Origin of the sequence: Pseudoalteromonas sp. T1lg10 (genome assembly GCF_002964545.1) — a bacterium.
In the GTDB taxonomy this organism is placed as follows: Bacteria; Pseudomonadota; Gammaproteobacteria; order Enterobacterales; family Alteromonadaceae; genus Pseudoalteromonas.
Map to the genome: position 1 here is coordinate 317,935 of NZ_PQBV01000018.1, position 19,146 is coordinate 337,080.

At 50.6% G+C, this 19,146-nt stretch carries 12 protein-coding genes, 1 tRNA gene and 1 pseudogene; 10 read left to right on the forward strand and 4 right to left on the reverse strand.

The window, feature by feature from the left end; all coding sequences use genetic code 11:
* Positions 1-29 precede the first annotated feature (29 nt).
* The 4 genes from C2M17_RS07735 (at position 30) to C2M17_RS07750 (ending at position 7,000) form a co-directional block, all read left to right on the forward strand.
* Positions 30-5,111, forward strand: coding sequence for a S8 family serine peptidase (locus tag C2M17_RS07735; protein WP_105200250.1), 5,082 nt, complete (start codon positions 30-32; stop codon positions 5,109-5,111).
* Positions 5,112-5,315: 204 nt separating this feature from the next.
* Positions 5,316-5,570, forward strand: a complete 255-nt coding sequence (locus C2M17_RS07740; protein WP_105188085.1) for a YkoF family thiamine/hydroxymethylpyrimidine-binding protein — start codon at positions 5,316-5,318, stop codon at positions 5,568-5,570.
* Between the two features lie 28 nt (positions 5,571-5,598).
* Positions 5,599-6,222, forward strand: a complete 624-nt coding sequence (gene pnuC / locus C2M17_RS07745) for a nicotinamide riboside transporter PnuC (RefSeq protein WP_105200251.1) — start codon at positions 5,599-5,601, stop codon at positions 6,220-6,222.
* Positions 6,215-7,000 (forward strand): phosphotransferase, encoded by a 786-nt coding sequence (locus tag C2M17_RS07750; protein ID WP_105200252.1) that lies wholly within the window; start codon positions 6,215-6,217, stop codon positions 6,998-7,000. The genes pnuC and C2M17_RS07750 overlap by 8 nt, the downstream gene beginning before the upstream one ends.
* Here the strand turns inward: C2M17_RS07750 and C2M17_RS07755 are convergent.
* Positions 6,997-8,532: a tetratricopeptide repeat-containing sulfotransferase family protein gene (locus C2M17_RS07755; RefSeq protein ID WP_105200253.1), complete on the reverse strand. Its 1,536-nt coding sequence runs from the start codon at positions 8,530-8,532 to the stop codon at positions 6,997-6,999. The two genes, C2M17_RS07750 and C2M17_RS07755, sit on opposite strands and share 4 nt — an antisense overlap.
* Before the next feature lie 41 nt (positions 8,533-8,573).
* A pseudogene (locus tag C2M17_RS07760) lies at positions 8,574-11,008 on the reverse strand (TonB-dependent receptor).
* Between the two features lie 740 nt (positions 11,009-11,748).
* Here C2M17_RS07760 and C2M17_RS07765 point away from each other — a divergent pair.
* The 3 genes from C2M17_RS07765 (at position 11,749) to C2M17_RS07775 (ending at position 15,024) form a co-directional block, all read left to right on the forward strand.
* Positions 11,749-11,823: transfer RNA gene (locus C2M17_RS07765), tRNA-Arg, on the forward strand.
* Positions 11,824-12,160: 337 nt separating this feature from the next.
* A complete protein-coding gene (locus tag C2M17_RS07770; RefSeq protein WP_105200254.1) occupies positions 12,161-14,683 on the forward strand; it encodes a TonB-dependent receptor plug domain-containing protein in 2,523 nt (840 codons plus the stop codon).
* A 128-nt stretch (positions 14,684-14,811) separates the two neighbouring features.
* Positions 14,812-15,024 carry a Rho-binding antiterminator gene (locus C2M17_RS07775; RefSeq protein ID WP_105200255.1) on the forward strand — a complete coding sequence of 71 codons (213 nt, stop codon included), beginning with the start codon at positions 14,812-14,814 and terminating at the stop codon, positions 15,022-15,024.
* Here the strand turns inward: C2M17_RS07775 and C2M17_RS07780 are convergent.
* Positions 15,002-15,970, reverse strand: coding sequence for a zinc transporter ZntB (locus C2M17_RS07780; protein WP_105200256.1), 969 nt, complete (start codon positions 15,968-15,970; stop codon positions 15,002-15,004). The genes C2M17_RS07775 and C2M17_RS07780 overlap by 23 nt on opposite strands.
* 180 nt (positions 15,971-16,150) lie before the next feature.
* Between C2M17_RS07780 and C2M17_RS07785 the strand changes: the two genes are divergently transcribed.
* The 3 genes from C2M17_RS07785 to C2M17_RS07795 are packed head-to-tail and all read left to right on the forward strand — an operon-like array spanning position 16,151 to position 18,538.
* Positions 16,151-16,579, forward strand: coding sequence for an ATP-dependent zinc protease family protein (locus tag C2M17_RS07785; RefSeq protein ID WP_105200257.1), 429 nt, complete (start codon positions 16,151-16,153; stop codon positions 16,577-16,579).
* Between the two features lie 8 nt (positions 16,580-16,587).
* Positions 16,588-17,493: a 30S ribosomal protein S6--L-glutamate ligase gene (rimK, locus tag C2M17_RS07790; protein ID WP_105200258.1), complete on the forward strand. Its 906-nt coding sequence runs from the start codon at positions 16,588-16,590 to the stop codon at positions 17,491-17,493.
* The gene (locus C2M17_RS07795; RefSeq protein ID WP_105200259.1) at positions 17,480-18,538 is read left to right on the forward strand and encodes a succinylglutamate desuccinylase/aspartoacylase family protein; all 1,059 of its coding nucleotides are present in this window, start codon (positions 17,480-17,482) and stop codon (positions 18,536-18,538) included. The genes rimK and C2M17_RS07795 overlap by 14 nt, the downstream gene beginning before the upstream one ends.
* A gap of 30 nt (positions 18,539-18,568) precedes the next feature.
* Here the strand turns inward: C2M17_RS07795 and C2M17_RS07800 are convergent, their stop codons facing one another.
* The gene (locus C2M17_RS07800; protein ID WP_105200260.1) at positions 18,569-19,123 is read right to left on the reverse strand and encodes a mechanosensitive ion channel domain-containing protein; all 555 of its coding nucleotides are present in this window, start codon (positions 19,121-19,123) and stop codon (positions 18,569-18,571) included.
* Between the last annotated feature and the right edge of the window lie 23 nt (positions 19,124-19,146).

Here is a 19,146-nt window from a genome sequence, read left to right on the forward strand (position 1 = left end):
AAGGGGTTGGGCGCAAAAGTACCATTGCGATGCTAACCGCTATGTACGTGGCCGGGGGAGCCGCGTCCGCACAGCCGGGCTTTGAAAAAGCGCCTGCGGGCTCTTTTTACACCCCGGTATTCACAGCTGAAGACCTAGCAAATTACAAAGAATCGAAAGAAGCGCAAACCCTATTTGGTTCTGTGGGTCAGCTTAATAGACATTATCAGGATAATTCACCTAAGAATGTCTTCACACCTAAAGAAGGGGTGACCGGCAAGCGTACCTACATAGTACAGCTACAAAACGATGCCGTGGTTAACTACCAAGGCGATATACAAGGTCTTGAGGCCACGGCCCTGACAACCACTCGTACCATGGTGGGTCGCTCAACGTTGAACGTGCGTTCACCTGAGGTGAAAAGCTACCGTCGTTATTTGCAAGACCAGCAAAACAAGGTGCTTAGCCGCGCCCAAGCGCATGGCGCCAATATCGAAATGAAGCAGCAATTGACGCTGGCTAACAACGCCATGATAGTCAATATGACGCAAGAAGATGCCATGGTCCTGGCCAAGCAAAGCGGCGTTAAGCGTATTACCGAAAACCGTATTTTCGAGCTGCGTACCGATCGTGGCCCAGAATTTATCGGTGCCGATAAACTCTGGCAGGGACAGGTTCCGGCCTCATCACTCAGCGTTAAGGGTGAAGGCATGGTTGTGGGTATTATTGATACCGGCATCAATACCGATCACATCGCCTTCGCTAGTGACGAAGAATATGCTAAGACCAACCCATTTGGTGCCGGTAACTTCATCGGTGACTGTGTTGAATCACCAGAGTTGTGTAACGATAAGCTGATCGGTGTGCGCTCTTACCCTGAGGTCACAGTAGCCAACAGCGATTATATATTTGGTTCTAAAAATCGTCGTCCAGAAAACGGCGAAGACTACAATGGCCACGGCTCTCACACCGCCAGCACCACAGCGGGTAATGAGCTATTGGATACGCCATTGCAAACCGTAGACGGTTCAGTGACCAGCGATGGTATCGACCTGCCTTTTACGTTTGAAAAGACCAGCGGTGTTGCGCCTCGTGCCCATATCATCTCTTATCAGGTATGTTGGCCGGGTGGTTCTGGTGACCCCTATGCCGGCTGTCCAGAATCCGCGATTCTATCTGCCTTTGAAGATGCCATTGCCGATGGTGTAGACACCATTAACTTCTCAATCGGTGGCGGTGAGTCCTTCCCTTGGGAAGATCCCATGGAATTGGCCTTCTTAAGCGCGCGTAAGGCGGGTATCTCGGTTGCCGCAGCTGCAGGTAACTCGGGGCCTTATTACATGTCTGCGGATCATACCTCTCCTTGGGTAACCACAGTAGGAGCCTCAACTCATGACCGTGTTATGTCATTGGGTGACAAGGTTATCAACAACTTCCAGGGTGTTCGCGCTCCTTTTAGCGGCGAGTATGCGGGTAAGAGCTACTCGGGCAGTATCACAGGTCCTGTGGTATTAGCGGAAAACTTTGCAGATCCAAACCCGGACGATGCCTATACCGCAGCCAGCTGTAACGTACCTTTCCCTGCGGGAACCTTTACCTCAGATCAAATCGTTGTCTGTGAGCGCGGTGATATTGCCCGTGTGGCAAAGGCCGAAAACGTGGCGGCTGGCGGCGCTGGTGGTTTTATCCTGCAAAATACCAATTATGGCGATAATGTGGTGGCCGATAACTATGTTATTCCGGGGATCCACCTGTCTTCTCAAGCCCGCTTTGCCATTCGTAACTGGGTTAATGCCAACCCGGCAGGCGAAGCGATCGCCACCATAGGTGAGCCGGTGAATACCTACGAGTTTGACCCTGAGAAGGGCAATGAACTGGCTATCTTCAGTTCTATGGGTCCAAGTCGTTATATCAATAACCTGGTACCGGATGTAACCGCACCGGGCGTTGATATTTATGCGGCCAATGCCGATGACCAGCCATTTACCGCCAACCCGACCGCTTCGGATTGGACCTTTATGAGCGGTACCTCAATGGCGACTCCGCATGTAACCGGCGCCATGACCTTGTTGATGCAGATGCACCCAACATGGACACCGGCAGAGATCCAGTCGGCCTTGATGATGACGGCCAATAAGGTGAAAATCTTTAATGGTTACGCAATTATCGACCCTTACTACAACTTTATGGCCGGTGGCGGCGCGATTGATGTAGCGCAGGCAGCCAATGCCGGTCTGGTGATGGATGAGACCATTGAAAACTACCAAGATGCGAACCCGCGCAATGGCGGTTTGGTTGAATGGTTAAACCTGCCTTCTTTGGTTAATCAAGACTGTGAACTTGAATGTTCATGGATGCGTACCGTTAAAGCCACCAAAGATGGCTCATGGCAGGCCAGCGGCTTTGGCTGGGGCGTGCAAGGTGAAGACCAAAGCGCAGGCGTTGAAGTGGAAGTATCACCAAGCAGCTTCACATTGAAAGCCGGTGAAACTCAAGATGTCATGGTAACCATGAAGTTGCCAAACATCATTGAGCACAAGGTAGAGCCAGATGAGCCGGATGCGCCATGGGAAAATGTCCTAAATAAAGACATCTGGTTTAACGGCAAGGTAGTGTTTAACAATGTGGATGGCCAGTCGCCGGATGCACACTTCACCCTGGTAGCGAAAAATACCCTGGATGAGTTACCGCTGGCCGTGGATATCGATATGGCCCGCAATAAGGCTTCTGAGTCTATTGTTGTTAACACCGACAGCTACAGTCAGCTGACGCCTACCTATTATGGTTTGGTGAAGCCAACCACGATAGAGGCGGACGTAATAGGTGTAGGTCCTTATGTGACTAAGGATCGCGTTGAACGTGGTTGGGACATTCAGTCCATTACCGTTCCTGAAGGTACTAAGCGTCTAATGGTGAAGGTTGCCTCTACGGAGCAAACTTCTAACTTAGCTGATGTTGCTGAGCCACGCTGGCAGACTAAGAAAGCGCACCTGATCCTTGGTTTCGATGCCAACAACAGTGGTTCTTTCATGGTCAGCGATGAAGAGATTGCAGATGATCCGCAAGCACTGATCAAGGCACTTAATGCGGAAATGATCTGTTACTCATCAAGCAGTGTTGAAGACAACTACTGTAACATTATTGACCCTGAGCCAGGTCAGTACTGGTTTGCTACTGCTGCTTTAGCTGCGCCGCGTGATTATGAATATCGCACCAAAACGCACTATGCGGTAATCGGCAATGAATACAATGGTGGCTTTGATGTGTCTGCGCCAGAGCAGCACACAGGCAATGGCAACTATGAAATCGCCATTAACTGGGATCTGCCTGAGTCACAAATGGGTGATGTTTACTACGGTGGTTTTGCCCTAGGCAACGCGCCGGGTGCCGAAGGCACGCTTGGCTTTACCTCTTTGAACTTTAACCACGACAGTGAAGCACTGACCCTAAATGTGAGCCAAGATGCCGCTCGCGCTATGGATGTGCTTGATGTGAACGTGAAACTGAAGGCGAACTACGAGTCGCAAGAGCGTGACTACAACTTTGAGTTGACTCTTCCTGAGGGTATGCAGCTTTGGTCTGAAACCATGACCTCGAACAACGAGCAAGTTGCCGAGATGATCAAGGTTGAAGGCAACAAGCTGACCATCGCAGGCACACAGCAGGCAACCCGCAATGTTAAGCGTGACTACATAGTGACCAACAACATTACCGATGCCAGCTGTAAAACGCCGATGATCGACGAATTCTCTACCGGTGGTTACATCGACCTTCAGGGTGAGTTCCGTCTACAGCCAACCACACCTTGGTATGAAGGTGGTTCTAACGTGTACTTTGATGTACCAATTGACTGGTTGTTCTATAAGCAAGGCGCCAAGTTTGAAGTCTACAATCAGGCTAACAACAACGAAGTGCGTTTACACCCAACCGGTGCCATGCAGTTTACACCGCTGTGGTGGATGATGAGCCAGCACCGTGGTCCGGGTTTCTTGATGGAAGCATTAGCGCCATTCTGGCGTGGTTCGTTCGAAATCGCTAACAAGCGTGACCCTTACGACCCTACCGGTCTAACCATAGCATCACAGTATGCCGAAGAGCGTCCTGACCTAGGTGACCTGTTGTTTATGGAGTTCGATAATGTAACCGACAAGAACACAGGTGACACCTATGACTACGAGGTGATCCTGCGCAGCGGTATCGATGACCACAAGGATAAGTTTGAAGTTATCTATGCCTATGACAACCTGGGCGCCAATGTTGATGAGGGTGTGATCATGATCGAAGGCGGCGACAGTGTTTACTCGTCTACTGCCGGCTTTAAAGATGGTTCACTGTACAATGTTATTGGTTACAACGACCTGGGTAAGGTGCTTAAAGACGACCTAGTGATCTGTTTCGACTATGTGGGTCCTGAGCAAAGTGAAGTTGAATTCTCTTTCAAAGCGACCGTTAATCCAGAGTCGGCGGGAACCGATAAAGAGATCACCTTAGCCTATGAGCTTGGTAGCGAAGCGAAAACCTTAACTCATACCATTGCGGTCAAAGGCAACCTGAAAATGTCGGCCCTTGAGAATATGGCTGTAGAAGAAAACGGCCGTATCGATGGTATCGATGTAGTGGTACTTGATGCTGACCAATCACCAAATGAACTTCTGGTGAGCGGCGATAACATCAGCGCTGAAATCAATGGCATGTCGTTCAACCTTGTCCCGAACGCGAACTTCTACGGTGAGACAGAAGTAACGGTAACCGTACGTGATAAGGCCAACACCAGCGACAGCGTTTCGCAGACATTCCTGCTGAGCGTTGCATCTGATGGCATCGAATATGGTTGTACTGATGCGACAGCAACCAACTACGATGCAAATGCCAATACCGATGATGGTAGCTGTCAGTATCCTGAGCCAGAGCCTGAGCCAGAACCAGAACCAGAACCAGAGCCAGTCTATGGCTGTACTGATGCGACAGCAAGCAACTACGATGGTAGCGCAGATACCGATGACGGCAGCTGTGAGTACCCTGTAACTGTGACTCCAGAGCCTGAAGTTAAGAAATCTTCTGGCGGTAGCACCGGCATCTTTATGCTGATGTCACTGCTGGCCCTGTTCGGCGTACGTCGAGTTCGCGGCTAAACAAGGTTTCTCTGCCAATTAGCTGCCTGAGCGCAGCAAGGAAAAAAGCCCCTAGTTAGGGGCTTTTTTATTGCCTGGAATGAGTGAACCTAGCTCATGCGATAACTTGCGAACAGTGGGGGAGGATAAAAGTCACGGCGAAATTTTGGCAACGCTCGGGTTCAGGTTACAATAGCGGCATTCTTTATTACTAGTGACATGCCCATGAAACTGACCGTTGAAATCAGTAAGTACCCGCTTCATCAAGACTATATCCCCTTTATTAAAGACTTTATTGACCGTCTTAATGAACACAAAGAGCTTAAGGTGATCACCAATACGCTCTCGACTCAGGTGTTTGGCGACTATGATACCGTGATGGCGGTGTTAAGCGCTGAGATCAAGCGCTCCTATGAGCAGTTTGGTAAGGCCATATTTGTTTGTAAGTTTTTGCATGGCGATCTGTCGCCTCAAGACTAACTCTTAGGAACGCCTTTAGGAACACCTTATGGATGCCTTAAATAGTACCTTATCTGGCTTTGCCGCCATGTCCGGCTGGGAATATGCGGCGGTTGCGCTTTCCGTGGCCTATTTATTGTTGGCCATGCGCGAAAGCCTGTGGTGCTGGCCGGCGGCCTTTTTCAGTACCCTGATCTACACCCTGATGTATTGGCAGGGCGCCTTGTTGATGGAATCCCTGCTGCATTTTTATTATATGGGTATGGCTATTTATGGCTGGTGGGCATGGCGCTATGGCAAGGAGCGCAGCGAGAGTCAGGGCATTGTCAGTTATCGCCTGAGCACCCATGCCTGGCTGATTATTGCGACCGCGCTTATCGCCGTATGCATAGGCTATGTAATGGATAATTACACGCGTGCCGATTATGCCTATCTCGACAGTTTAACCACCTGTTTTGCGGTGTTAACCACTTACTTTGTGGCAAAAAAAGTGTTGGAAAACTGGCTTTATTGGGTGGTGATCGATGCCGTTTCCATCTACTTGTATTTGGCCAAGGGCTATTATCCGACCGTGGTTTTATTTGTGTTTTATACCTTTATGGCGATTGCCGGCTACCTGCGTTGGCGCCAGCAATATCAGCAGAAGGAACAAGGAGTGCCGGCCTATGCCTGAGTCGGTGGGTCGTATCCATGCCTTGGTCACGGCATTTCAAGCCGATGCGGTGATTGAGCAAATTACCTTTTTGCCGCAAGGGGTGAGCAACGAGAATTACCGGGTTGATACCGAGCAGGGCACCTGGCTGGTAAAGCTCTATGGCAGGCAGGTACCCGATGCCGCCATCGACGCCCAGCGTACCCTGGCGCAGCTGGGTGTGTGTCCGGCGCCTGTTTATGTGGACAAGGGTCATCGCTGTGCCATTTTCGCTTATGCGCCAGGGCAGATGCCGAGTGATTTCGATGGTGAGCAAGCCCTGTTACGCTTGACCCAGATTCACGCTTTGCCAAGCAGTGGCGCAGCACTGGATTTGCATGATGAGCTGGCCGGTTATGCCAGTGAACCTTATTATCACCCTTATGCTCAGGCGTTGCAGGAGGTGGTATCCTTGACACAGGCTACAAGCGAGGATTACTGCTTCTGTCATAACGACCTGATCAAAGAGAACATTATCAGCCACCGTGGACAATGGCAGTGCATAGATTTTGAATATGCCCAGCATGGTGACCGCTACTTCGATCTGGCCATGTTGACCCTGAGCTTTAAGCTCTCAGTGGAGCAGCAAGAGTGGCTGTTCAGCCAGTACTTTAGCGCCCTTGAGTTGCAAGGAAACTGGCAAAAGTTTAAGGCCATGCAAAAGCTGGTGGCGGCCTTAAATTATTTTTGGTACGCACGCCATCAGGTGCAGCACCGGATTGACGACGCTAAGTTGAGCCTAGATACGCTACTGGCTTAAAGCGTATCTACTAAGGCTTCATATTGTGTTTGATAGTGACGCCAAAAATCAATGGAAGCCTTGTTCAGTGGGCGGCGAATTTGCAATTTACTGGCGGTGGCACAGGCATCAGGCCTGGTATAAAACTCTAAGCAGTCATCCTGCCAGGGCAAGTGGCAAAAGTCATATAAGTGGCGCAGCGCCCGCTCACCTTCGCTTACCAAGTCTTCATAGCTCTGTAAAATCACATTATTCGGATACTTAGCGGCAAAGTGCCGCGCTAAGCGCTCATAATCGTCATAGAATGTGGCGATGTGGGTAAGCTTAAAGGAATAATGGTGAAACGGGCTATGCACTTGATAGGCCTGGCGAAAGTTGGCGATGCAAGTGTCTTCTTTGGCGCGCAGCATAAGCACTATCTTCACCTTTGGCAGGGCGTGGACGATAAAGTCGATATAGTAAAAGTTAAACGGCAGTTTATCGCAGCCCCGCTCTGTATCCCCCTTTAAGCCCGTATAACGGCTCAAATAATCCTGTGCCAAGGCGGCCAGATCCCCTTTGCTCGCTTGGCTTATGACCTCGGGAGTCACAATGGCGGTACTACTTTGCCCGCTTATGCGTTTTACCGCCTGAGGTAAATCCTGCAACTCACCTAAGGGCGCCAAGTGTGGACTTTGGCACAGTAACTGAGCTACTAAGGTGGTGCCTGAGCGCGGCATGCCGGCTACAAATACTGCTTCAGCATCATTATCCCGTTGCGAGATAAGCTGAGGTGGTGTCGAGATCAACTGCTGGCAAAAGGCGCTGTGCTTAGCGGCATCAAAATGAATATTCCTAGCCACCGCCTCCTTGCTGTTTGAAAAGGCGATAAAGGCCTCGTCATATTCCCCAAGTTGTTCATGCTCTAGGGCTTTGGCATGGAACAGATGTTGACGGGCTATGGCATTTTGCTCTTGTGCCAGCAGGGCGGTGAGCTGTTTTATATGCGCCTGCGCTTCGGCCGTGCTGCTTTGCTCGGCCAGGGCATAATGAGCGCGATAGTGATTGGGGGCGATCTGCAGCGCTCTTTGCAAGAGTTCCTTGGCTTTGTTGTTAGCGGCCATAATATTATGGCTAATGGCGGCGTTAACCAGGATATCTGCGTTATCCGGTGCCCGGGCCGCAGCGCGCAGATGGTAGATATGGGCGCTGTGATAATCGCCGAGACGAGAATAGAGGTTAGCCAGGGTATCCAGTTGCCCGGCCTCGGTGAGTGAGTTTTTATCTAGGGCTTGCAGAGTTTGCAAGCATTCACCGCTGCGCCCAAGCAGGTATAAAAACTTGCCTCGGTTAAGCACATCTTCCGGTTGTTTTGATAACTCCAGCGCCTTATCCAGGAGTTTAACCGCCTTCGTTAGGTCACCAGCTTGGGCGTTTACCTCGGCCATCAGTGACCAGGCAAGGTGATCCTTTGGATTGTGCTGCAAGCGTTTTACCAGTTCACCATGGGCTTGAGGCAAGGCTTGCTGGCGCAGCAGTTGTTGAATATGTTGGCGCAAAGTGGAATGGGTCATATAAATAAAAAAAGGGGCAACCTTGGTTGCCCCTTAGTGTATTACAGCTCGAAGTTATAGGTAAACTTCATGCCTATGGTGCGTGGCGTGGTGATGTAGTGACCATACACCCGCTGCAACTCTGGCAAGGCGTGGTTTTGGTCTTCATAACGTGCCATGCCCGCCCAGGATTTATCACGACGAGTCGAGGTAAAGGCATACTTGTCGAACAGGTTGTCCACATACAGGGTAGCCGACCACATATCTCCGGAGATTTTCGCGGATAGGTTGCTAAGAGCATAGCCCGGCAGCACTTCGCCATCGGCCTTAAGGCCCACCTTGGTATAGACATCGCTTTGTGCGGTCAGGCCATAGTTGATGTTTAACAACTTGTCGCCAAATACTTCATTTTCATAGCTGACCCCTAAAGATGCTTGATGCTCAGGCGAGCCTGGCAGGCGGTCGCCATCGGCGCCGTCGTAATAAGCCTGGTCTGGCTCATATACATCAAACAACATGGGCGCATCTTCAGTCAGCTCGGCCTGGGCATAGGCGTAGGTCGCATAGAGGGTCCAGTTATCGCCCAAAATAGCGCGGGTAGATAACTCAATACCCTGAGAGCGTGCCGAGCCGGCGTTGGTGGTGATAATCTCCTGACCATTGACCGTGGTCGACTGAATTTGCGCATCGTCCCAGTCAACGCTAAACAGCGCCGCATTGAAGTGCAGCTTATTACGTAGCCAGGTTGATTTAATGCCCAGCTCATAGTTGGTGGTGGTGTCTGGCTTGTAGGCCATTTCGTTGGGCAGGGCACAGACGATTTGCTGTTCCGGTAGCTGCTCAGGGCACGACTCCAGGCCATTACTGCCACCGATGCGGAAGCCTTCACTAATGGTGAAGTAGGTGACCAAGCCGTTGTCGAAGGTGTAGTTGGCGTTGAACTTAAACAGGCTGCCGTCATCTTCGGCGCTGCTTGGCTCTAGCTCAACATCCGCTCGTGAGGCATAGAAAACATCATCCCAGGCATCATACAGGGGCGTTGCCGAACCTGATTTAGAGTCGATTTCATACTCGTAAAAACGTGCGCCCAAGGTGATGTTGAACTGATCGTTAAAGGCATAACCTACTTCGCCAAACAGGGCTTTTCCGTGGTATCTGACTCAAAAATAGCTATGTATTCCAGGTCCGGTTCGATATTGGGAATATCGCTGCCATAGTCGAAGTTATCGAAGCCAGGAGCATATTCTCTGTCGTCCGACTTGCTTTCAAACTTGTTGTAGTAAGCGCCAACAATCCAGTTCCACGGGCCGTCGTGGCTGGATACCAGGCGCAGCTCCTGGGTAAAGCTGTCTTGCTCACTGGTGTCCTTGGTGTAATCGACAAAGGCAGGGAAGTTGGCGTAGCCGGTCCAGATATCGTAAAGCAGATCGGTCTGATCGCGCTGACCTTCTTGCTCATAGCTAGACCAGCCTGAGGCCGAAACCAGCTCGGCAAAGCCCAAATCGGCTTTGAGCTCCAGACTAAGCAATTCATCTTCTTGCTCATTGGGCTCTTCAACACGATAGGCAGAGTCGTATTTGCCGACTAGATCGTGAATGGGGTTATCCGGGCTGATGCTGCCGTACTGGGTGAGCGAGTTGCCGCCGTGTTCCTGCTTTTGATAGAAGTAGTTCAGGGTGCCCTCGAAGACTTCATTTGGAGCCCAACGTAAGGACAGGCGCGCCGTGGTGATGTCTTCATCATTGGCATCTTCAACCTGCTTAAGGTTGGCCTTAACCTCGTCGGCATTGTTCCAATCTGGGTCGGGCAGAGACACGCCAGGCTCGCGCACTACGAAGTTGTAATCCATATAACCCGGGTTGTGGTAATAATTCACGCTGGCGCGCAGAGCCAGTTCATCCTCTATGAGAGGGGTGTTAAATACAAAACCCGCTTCGCCGCCGGTGCCATCGCTTTGTGACAGGGTAAACAGGTCGCCGCTAATTTGCCCTTCGGTGATATCCAGCACTGGTGCCTTAAGCATATAACGAATGGCGCCGCCCAAAGTTCCGGCACCGTAAAGTGTGCCTTGTGGGCCGATCAGGACTTCGACGCGCTCCACATCGGTAAGGCGTAAATTGATATTAAGAGGGATTTCACCCAAATAGGTGGCCACTGTGCCGCTGTCGGAGGCACGCTCCGACGAGTTGGTGTTTAAGCCGCGCACTATGATAGGCGAGCCTTCACGTCCGCCCTGATCGGTAATGGTCAGGCCTGGTACCCAGCGCGCCACGTCTTCGAGCTGGGCTATATTCTGATCTTTCATCACATCGGCATCCATGGCGGTGATGTTAAGCGGCGCTTCTTGCGCCGAACCGCTGCGACGAGTCGCGGTAATTTGAATGACTTCCAATGCCTTTTCTTGTTTGATTTCGCTATTGGCTTGCTCGGCGTTGGCGTGGCCACATAAGCAGCCGGCAATGGCCGTAGCCAGTAGTGTTGGCTTAAATTTACCCATGTTGTATTACCCTGTGATCTTGATATAGCAATGTAATTTGCCATTAATAAAAAGCACGTTAACAATAATTAAACAACCCTCTAAAATAGGGACGAAAATTAATATTCAGCTATCGTGCCTTTTTATTCTTTATTTGCCGAGTTTTGTGCATTTTTGTGCAAAAATAATCGCTATTTTTTTGCGTGATATTGCTATAAAAGCAGGGCTTGCATGTTAAAAGGGGATCTTGCCATCTGACATGTAAGCGGGCTTTTTAACTCGTAAATAAAGATAATTTGAATTTTAATGCAATTATATAGAATTAAAATTCAAATTATAGATTTTTATAGTCAATATATTGTGGTTATTTTGTTGTTTTTTTGTAGCTTGCCAGGCTAGGAGCATAAAAATGCTTAAAACCAGCCTGTTCTGCATAATTAACTTGTTGTTTTATTGGCAATAGTGACTATTGCACGCGCTTTTTGGCAGTGGGTTTTTAGCAAAAAGGCGGCGGGGTGAAGTCAAGCTGGGCAATCCAGCTATTTGAGTCTGAAGCCTGCGCCTATGGACCAGGCGGGTGTAACTTTGCTACTGAATAAATTATCGCCATCCGATTCGCGAGGGCTGGTATTTCCCAAGGGATGCCATTACTATAGGCGCAGTTGGCGCAATCCCCTGTGCTGACTAATGCCAATTCTGTTAAGTATGTAAGCAGATATTTAGCCCGCTAGAATGATTAGCTATTTAAGTGAATTGGTAAAGCTCTCGTGGTGAAATGGATATCACGTGGCCCTCCGGAGGCCAAGTTGCAGGTTCGATCCCTGCCGAGAGCGCCATTATTACTTGTCTTTATACCTTCTGATTTTTTACCTTGGTTCCTATGTATGTGCTTGCTCGGATATTTGCTTAGCGCTAACTCCTGGTCTTGTGGCATGACGACGCAAGATATTGAACTTTCAAGCGTATTAAAACTGCCCAAAAAACAAACTCAAACTGTTTTTTATTGCATGTTTATAGCGCCTTTTTAGCACTTTGTTTACGTCTGAAACAGGGTGTTGTTAAGTGCTTGTTTAGGTGAATAAGTTAGCTTATTTTGCTATTTGCTGTTACCGAAACGGCTACGTATGATTGCCCCCTTTTTTACTAGCACATTCCAGTATTCGAGGGGTTCTCATGACTTTTACAACCAATAAGCTGGCTTTAAGCCTGGCTATCGCATCGGCATTGGGCAGTGCGCCAAGTCTTGCTGCTACGGCACCAAACGGCAATGCGGCAGAGCAGGATATGGAAGTGATTGCCGTGACTGGTACTCGCCGCAGCCTACGTAGCCTGGGCGAGAGTACAGTGCCTGTGGATGTGATCACCAGTAATGATATGACCAGCACGGGTCAGTTGGAGATCAGTCAGGTTTTGGCCACTCAGGTGCCGAGTTTTAACTACCCCAGTGCCACCTTATCCGATGGTACAGATCATGCCCGCCCCGCTGTATTACGTGGTTTGGCACCGGATCATACCCTGGTACTGGTCAATGGTAAGCGTCGTCATGCCGGGGCCTTATTAAGCCTGGGCGGTGTTGTAGGCCGTGGCTCGACCGCGGTGGATTTGAATATGATCCCAGTTGCCGCCATTAAGCGTGTTGAAGTGTTACGCGACGGCGCCGCCGCTCAATATGGCTCGGATGCCATAGCCGGGGTGATCAATATAGTGCTGAAGGACGCCGATGAAGGCGGCAGCATCAGCGCTACCTACGGTGAATATGATACGCAAATGGCTGGTGTGCCGCAGCTTGAAAGTGCCTATGCCGATAATAATGGCAACCTGGCCTTTGTAACCGGCGACGACCGCCGCATTAACGATGGCACCAATCGCACCTTTAGTGCCAACACCGGCTTGGCCTTAGGGGATGATGGCTTTGTGAATATCGCTTTAGAGTACCGCGACCATGAGCCGACCCTGCGCTCTGGTTTCGATCCCCGCGAGCAGTATGCCCGTCTTGAGGATGGCAGTCTGGACCCGCGTGAATTTACCATAGACAGATATAACCACCGCTTCGGCAAGGCAGCGCTTGAAGATGTCGCTTTGTTTATCAATAGCGGCTATGAGTTAGACCAGGGCTACAGCTTATATGCCTTTGGCAGCTACTCGGAGCGTGAGGGTAACTCGGGCGGATTTTATCGCCGCGCCAAGGATAACCGCAATGTGACTGAGCTTTACCCCGATGGTTTCTTGCCACAAATCGATACCCAAGTGAAAGACTATGCCCTGGCCCTTGGGCTGGAAGGGGAAAGCGGCGACTGGAGCTGGGATATCAGCAGCAACTATGGTCGCAACGACTTTGCCTTCGGCGTCAGCAATAGCCTTAATACCTCGCTGGGTATTAATAGCCCGCGTGAGTTCGATAACGGCGCCCTGGTGTATGACCAATGGTTGGTTAACGCCGATGCCAGCACCGTGCTTGATTTGGGTCTAAATGATGATGTGTTTTTCACTATCGGTGCCGAGTACCGTCGTGAAGGCTATAAAATCGAGCAAGGCGAAGAGGCCTCTTACATTACCGCTGTTGACAGCAATGGTGCTCCGCTCGGAGCCGGTGGTGCTCAGGTTCTGCCTGGTTTTAGCCCTGCCAGCGTGACCGATGAAAGTCGCTACAATATGGCCTTGTTTGCGGAATTCGATACCTATCTAAGCGATGATTGGAATATGGTTTTGGCCGGTCGTTTGGAAGATTACAGCGACTTTGGCAGCACCTTTACTGCGAAACTGGCAAGCCGTTATAGCGTTAGCGACAACCTGAGCCTGCGCGGTGCCATCAGCAGCGGTTTCCGTGCACCATCTTTGGCACAAAGCTCATATCGCCAGATCTCTACCGTGCTGGAGAATAACAAGCCGTTTGAAGTCGGTTTGTTCCCCGCCGATACCGCCGCGGCACAAGCTCTGGGCGCCGAGCCTTTGGAAGCTGAAGAGTCGGTCAATATCACCGCCGGCTTTATCTATAACCGTGGTGCCTTTAGCCTGACCCTGGATGCCTACCGCATCGATATCGACGATCGCATCGTGCTTTCGGAAAACCTCGAAGGCGACGAAGTGGCTGCTATCCTAGCGGCCGCAGGCGAAGCCAATGTTGAGAGTGTGCGCTATTTCACCAATGCCATAGACTCGCGCACCCAGGGCGTGGATATAGTCGCTACTTATCAGCTTGATTTGGCAAGCTGGGGCGATATGCGTTTAAGCGCGGCGGCGAACTTTAACGACACCGAAGTCACATCCGTTAAAGACAATCCGCAAGAGCTGGACTCACTGGGCGAGAGCTATCAGCTGTTTGCCCGCCGTGAAATCGGCCGCTTTGAAGAGGGCACCCCGGACAGCAAATTAAACCTGGCAGCGATTTGGAACCTGGGCCAGTGGCAAACCACTTTACGCCTCACTCGCTACGGTGAGGTAGCGGATATTTCCTCACAGCCGGAGCGCGACGAATATCTGGATGCGAAATGGCTGACCGACCTGGAAGTGGCTTATCACCCTGATGCCAATTGGAAGCTGGCTTTAGGCGCCAATAACCTGTTCGACCAATATCCGCAGGCCACGGTGGATAATGTCGGCCAGTCTGATTTTAATCAGATCTTCCCGTATACGCCTTTTGCCCCGTACAGCCTGGATGGGCGCTTTATCTACGGTAATATCACCTACCGTTTTTAATAAACGAACAGCAATAGTCTGGGGCTCAATGAGCCCCTTTTTCTTGTCGCCGCCAAGGTCGGGCTGTAAAAAGCAGGGGGGTTAGGCTATATAGAGATGAGTTATTTGATTAATGGGAGGAGAAGGCTATGAGCTATACGCCTATTTCCTGCGAGCAGCATGACCTGATCGAGATTTTTTGCATGCGTCATAATAAGGTGGCGGTAACTTTGCACAGCGGTGAGCAGTTTTGTGCTCAGGCCGAAGACGTAGGAATCATCAGCGGCCAGGGCGAGTGGCTGCACTTTAGCAACCACGAAAGTGTGCGTCTTGATCAGATCAAAGCCATTTCTTTAGCTTAAAATAAACGGCAATCAAGGCGGTCAGGGCGACCAGGGCAATGACGAAAATGGCAAAAGCCGCATCGGACTCTGTGCCCGGTATGCCGCCTATATTGACCCCCAGCAGGCCGGTCAAAAAGCCCAAGGGCAAGAACAGCGCCGCCACCACTGACATCACATACATGCGCTTATTTAACTGATCGGAAACCAAACTGGAAACCTCTTGTTGAATAATTTGTGCGCGCTCAATATTCATATCCAGCTCTTCTAAATAGCGCACCAGATGGTTAATGGTTTCGCTGAGGCGCGAGCAATCCTCGTCTTGGAGCCAGCTTGGCTGCTGCGTTAGCAGGGCGCGCAGGGCGTCTTTTTGCGGGCGGATATAGCGCTTTAAGCCTATGGTCTGTCTGCGCACCTGGGAGAGTGCATTATGATCATGGGGCTTGTTGCTGCCATCTACCTGCTCCTCAAACTGGTCGAGCTTGTCTTCAAGTTCGTCGATAACGTCCTGCATCCGTGAAGTCAGGTTTTCGCTCAGTTGGCAAATAAGCGAAGAGGCGTCCTTGGGTCCCTGGCCGGCACGCAACGAATCCGCCAGGGCGCTGACCGAAAGCAGGCGACGGTGGCGGGTGGAGACAATCACCTGCTCGCTGACATAAAGGCGAATAGACACCATATCGTCCGGAGTTTGTGCCGGGTTCAGGTTAACGCCGCGCAAAAACATCAGGGTACCCTGGTCGTCGGCTACCATGCGCGGGCGGGTTTCATCGGCCAGTAATGATTGATAGGCAAAATCACTTAAATTAATGCAGTTAAGGTAGTCTTTGGCTTCATCAAAGCAATAGTCGAGATGCAGCCACAGTAATCCGTCGCTACGTTGCCAGGCGCTGACTTGGTCTATATTGGTCAGTTCTTTGCTAACGCCGCCTTGGCCGTCGAGTACTAAGGCATGGATTAATGCACTCATGGGGAAATTCGCTTTTTGTTGTTGCTATTTTCTTCTATCCTTGACTACAAGTTTATATAGGTCAATCAATTATATTAATCGACGCGAGTAAATAATTTCACTGTCAATTGAAGTGAATTACCGTATAAAGCGGATCTTTAACAACTTGCTCCTAGTCGGAGCACTGAACCGGTAGCCATTATGGAAAACAGAATATTAGTAGGTTGGCGCGAGTGGGTTGCGTTGCCCGAGTTAGGGATCGAACAGATCAAAGCTAAAGTAGATACCGGTGCTCGCACCTCTTGTATTCACGCATTTAAGGTTGAACCTTATATGCAGGATGGCGAAAAGTGGGTGCGTTTTTGGGTGCATCCCAATCAAGAGGATGTCGAAACCGAAATTCAGTGCCAAGCTAAAGTAAAGGATGAGCGTACCGTCACCGATTCTGGCGGCCATAGCGAAATGCGTTATGTGATTGAAACTTTATTGAGTATTGATGGCCAACAATGGCCTATGGAAGCAACACTGACCAACCGCGACACCATGAAGTTTCGTATGTTGCTAGGGCGCACCGCCATGGTGGGCCGCATTGTGGTTGACCCAGAGCTCTCACACCAAACAAAGTTATAAGGATAACTATGAAAATTGGTATTTTATCGCGCAACAAAAACCTCTACTCCACTCGCCGCCTTATTGAAGCGGCTGAAAAGCGTGGTCATGAGGTGCAAGTGTTGGATGCGCTGCGTTGTTATATGAACATCAATTCACAGGAGCCGGAAATTCACTTCAAGGGTGAAAAACTTGAAGGTTTTAACGCCATTATTCCGCGTATCGGCGCCTCGGTAACCTTTTATGGTTGCTCGGTATTACGCCAGTTTGAAATGATGGGCGTGTATCCGGTTAATGAATCGGTCGCCATTTCTCGCTCGCGCGATAAGCTGCGCTCTTTGCAATTATTGTCGCGCAAAGGGATCGGTATGCCGGTAACCGGGTTTGCATCAAAACCCGATGACGTAAAAGACTTATTGGAAATGGTTGGCGGCGCACCCGTGGTGATCAAGCTGCTTGAAGGCACCCAGGGTATTGGCGTGGTACTTGCGGAAACGCGCAAGGCGGCGGAAAGCGTAATTGAGGCCTTTATGGGTCTTAAAGCCAACATCATGGTACAGGAATACATTAAAGAAGCCGGCGGCGCAGATATTCGTTGTTTCGTTATTGGCGATCGCGTTATTGCGGCGATGAAGCGTCAGGCCCAAGAGGGTGAATTCCGCTCTAACCTGCACCGCGGCGGCAGTGCCAGCCTGGTTCGCATTACTCCGGAAGAGCGTAAAACCGCGGTGGCGGCGGCCAAGGCCATGGGCTTGAATGTGGCCGGTGTTGACCTGCTACGCTCGGAGCGCGGCCCCTTGGTGATGGAAGTAAACTCTTCACCTGGCTTAGAAGGTATTGAAGTGGCGACAGGTAAAGACATTGCCAGCATGATCATTCAATTTATTGAAAAGAACGCGAAAGCAAAGAGGACTAGAACCCGTGGCAAGGGCTAAGAAAAATCCGCCATTTACTTTATTAGGGGAGCAGGTTGCTCCCGGAGAGCGCCGCGTCTTTGAACTCGAAGCGGCCAAGTTGTACACCCACTCACCCCTGACCATTAATTTAGAAGTGGTCAACGGCGTTGAGCCTGGGCCGACCTTGTTAATTTGTGCCGCCATTCATGGCGATGAGCTTAACGGGGTGGAAATAGTGCGGCAAACCCTGGCCAAGGTGGATGTCGCCAAGCTGCGTGGCACCTTGATTGCCGTGCCCGTAGTTAATGTGTTCGGCTTTATTCACAAGTCGCGCTATTTACCGGATCGTCGTGATTTAAACCGCAGTTTCCCCGGCTCGATTCGTGGCTCTGTGGCCGGGCGCATGGCCAACACCTTTTTTAACGAGGTGGCGGTGCACTGCAGTCATATTATTGATTTGCACACAGGTGCTCTGCACCGCACTAATTTACCGCAAATTCGTGCCGACTTGAGCAATGATGAAACCGCTAAAATAGCCAATGCTTTTGGTACTCCGGCGGTGATCAATGCCTCCTTGCGCAACGGTTCACTGCGCTCCGAAGCGGCGGCCCGTGGTATTCCAGTGATCACCTATGAAGCCGGTGAGGCGCTGCGCTTTGACCCTATTGCTATTGCCGCTGGCGTGCAAGGGGTGGAAAACGTCATGCGTAAGCTGCGTATGATGCGCGGCAAGCGGGTACGTAAACAGGCAGAGCCGGTGATTGCCTCGGCCACCAGTTGGATCCGTGCCGAAACCGACGGCATTATTCGTGCTCAGGTATCGCTCGGTGAGCGGGTGCGTCAGGGTCAGGTTTTGGCCTATATCAACAGCCCGCTTGGTGATACCGAGTGCGCCGTGGTTGCACCGCGCAGTGGGATTGTGATTGGTCAGCAAACCTTGCCGCTGGTCAATGAGGGCGATGCGGTATTCCATCTGGCTTATTTTGCCCATGCTAACGCCATTGTTGAGCAGCAATTGGAAACGTTTATCGATGAGATCAGCGATATGGAAGATGAGCTGAAAACAGCCGAGCTCAATAACTGATAAAAATAAGCGCCTTTAGGCGCTTATTTTTTATTTTTTCGGGCCAAGTATTTTGCGTATCGGCTTGGCTTTGAGTGGAGCCTTGTTGAGCACCATCACCGGACGGGTAACAAAGAGGTTGTTGGGGTAGAGCACCCTATGACCATCGACATGCTCAAGCACCACATTCATCAGCCCCATTTCAACAATACGCCCCTCGACAAAATTGGCGCCATCGATCACCTTGACCCAGTAGCCGATGCGGTAGTCGTTTTGTGCAAACATCAATAAGAATGAGGTCAGGTTGGAAAGCAGTGACCAGCCGGCAAACAGGGCCACGCCAAGCATGGCAAACAGGCTTGAACCCAACACCAGCAGGCCGCGCAGTTCTATGCCCCAAAACACCAGCAGCACACAGCTCAGCACTATGGCCAGTAATACCTTAAGCAGCAATTGCGCCCGTTGTTTGCGGTGTGGGTCGACGCGCCCCTTAATGGCTCCATCGAATATTTTTTGCTGTAAGCGCACCAGCAGAGGGAAGAGCAATAGCACTCCCAAGGTGATAATCCATTTATAGTTTTGGCTGACTAATTCCAGTAGCGACACCGTTTTTTCCTACAAAATAAAGG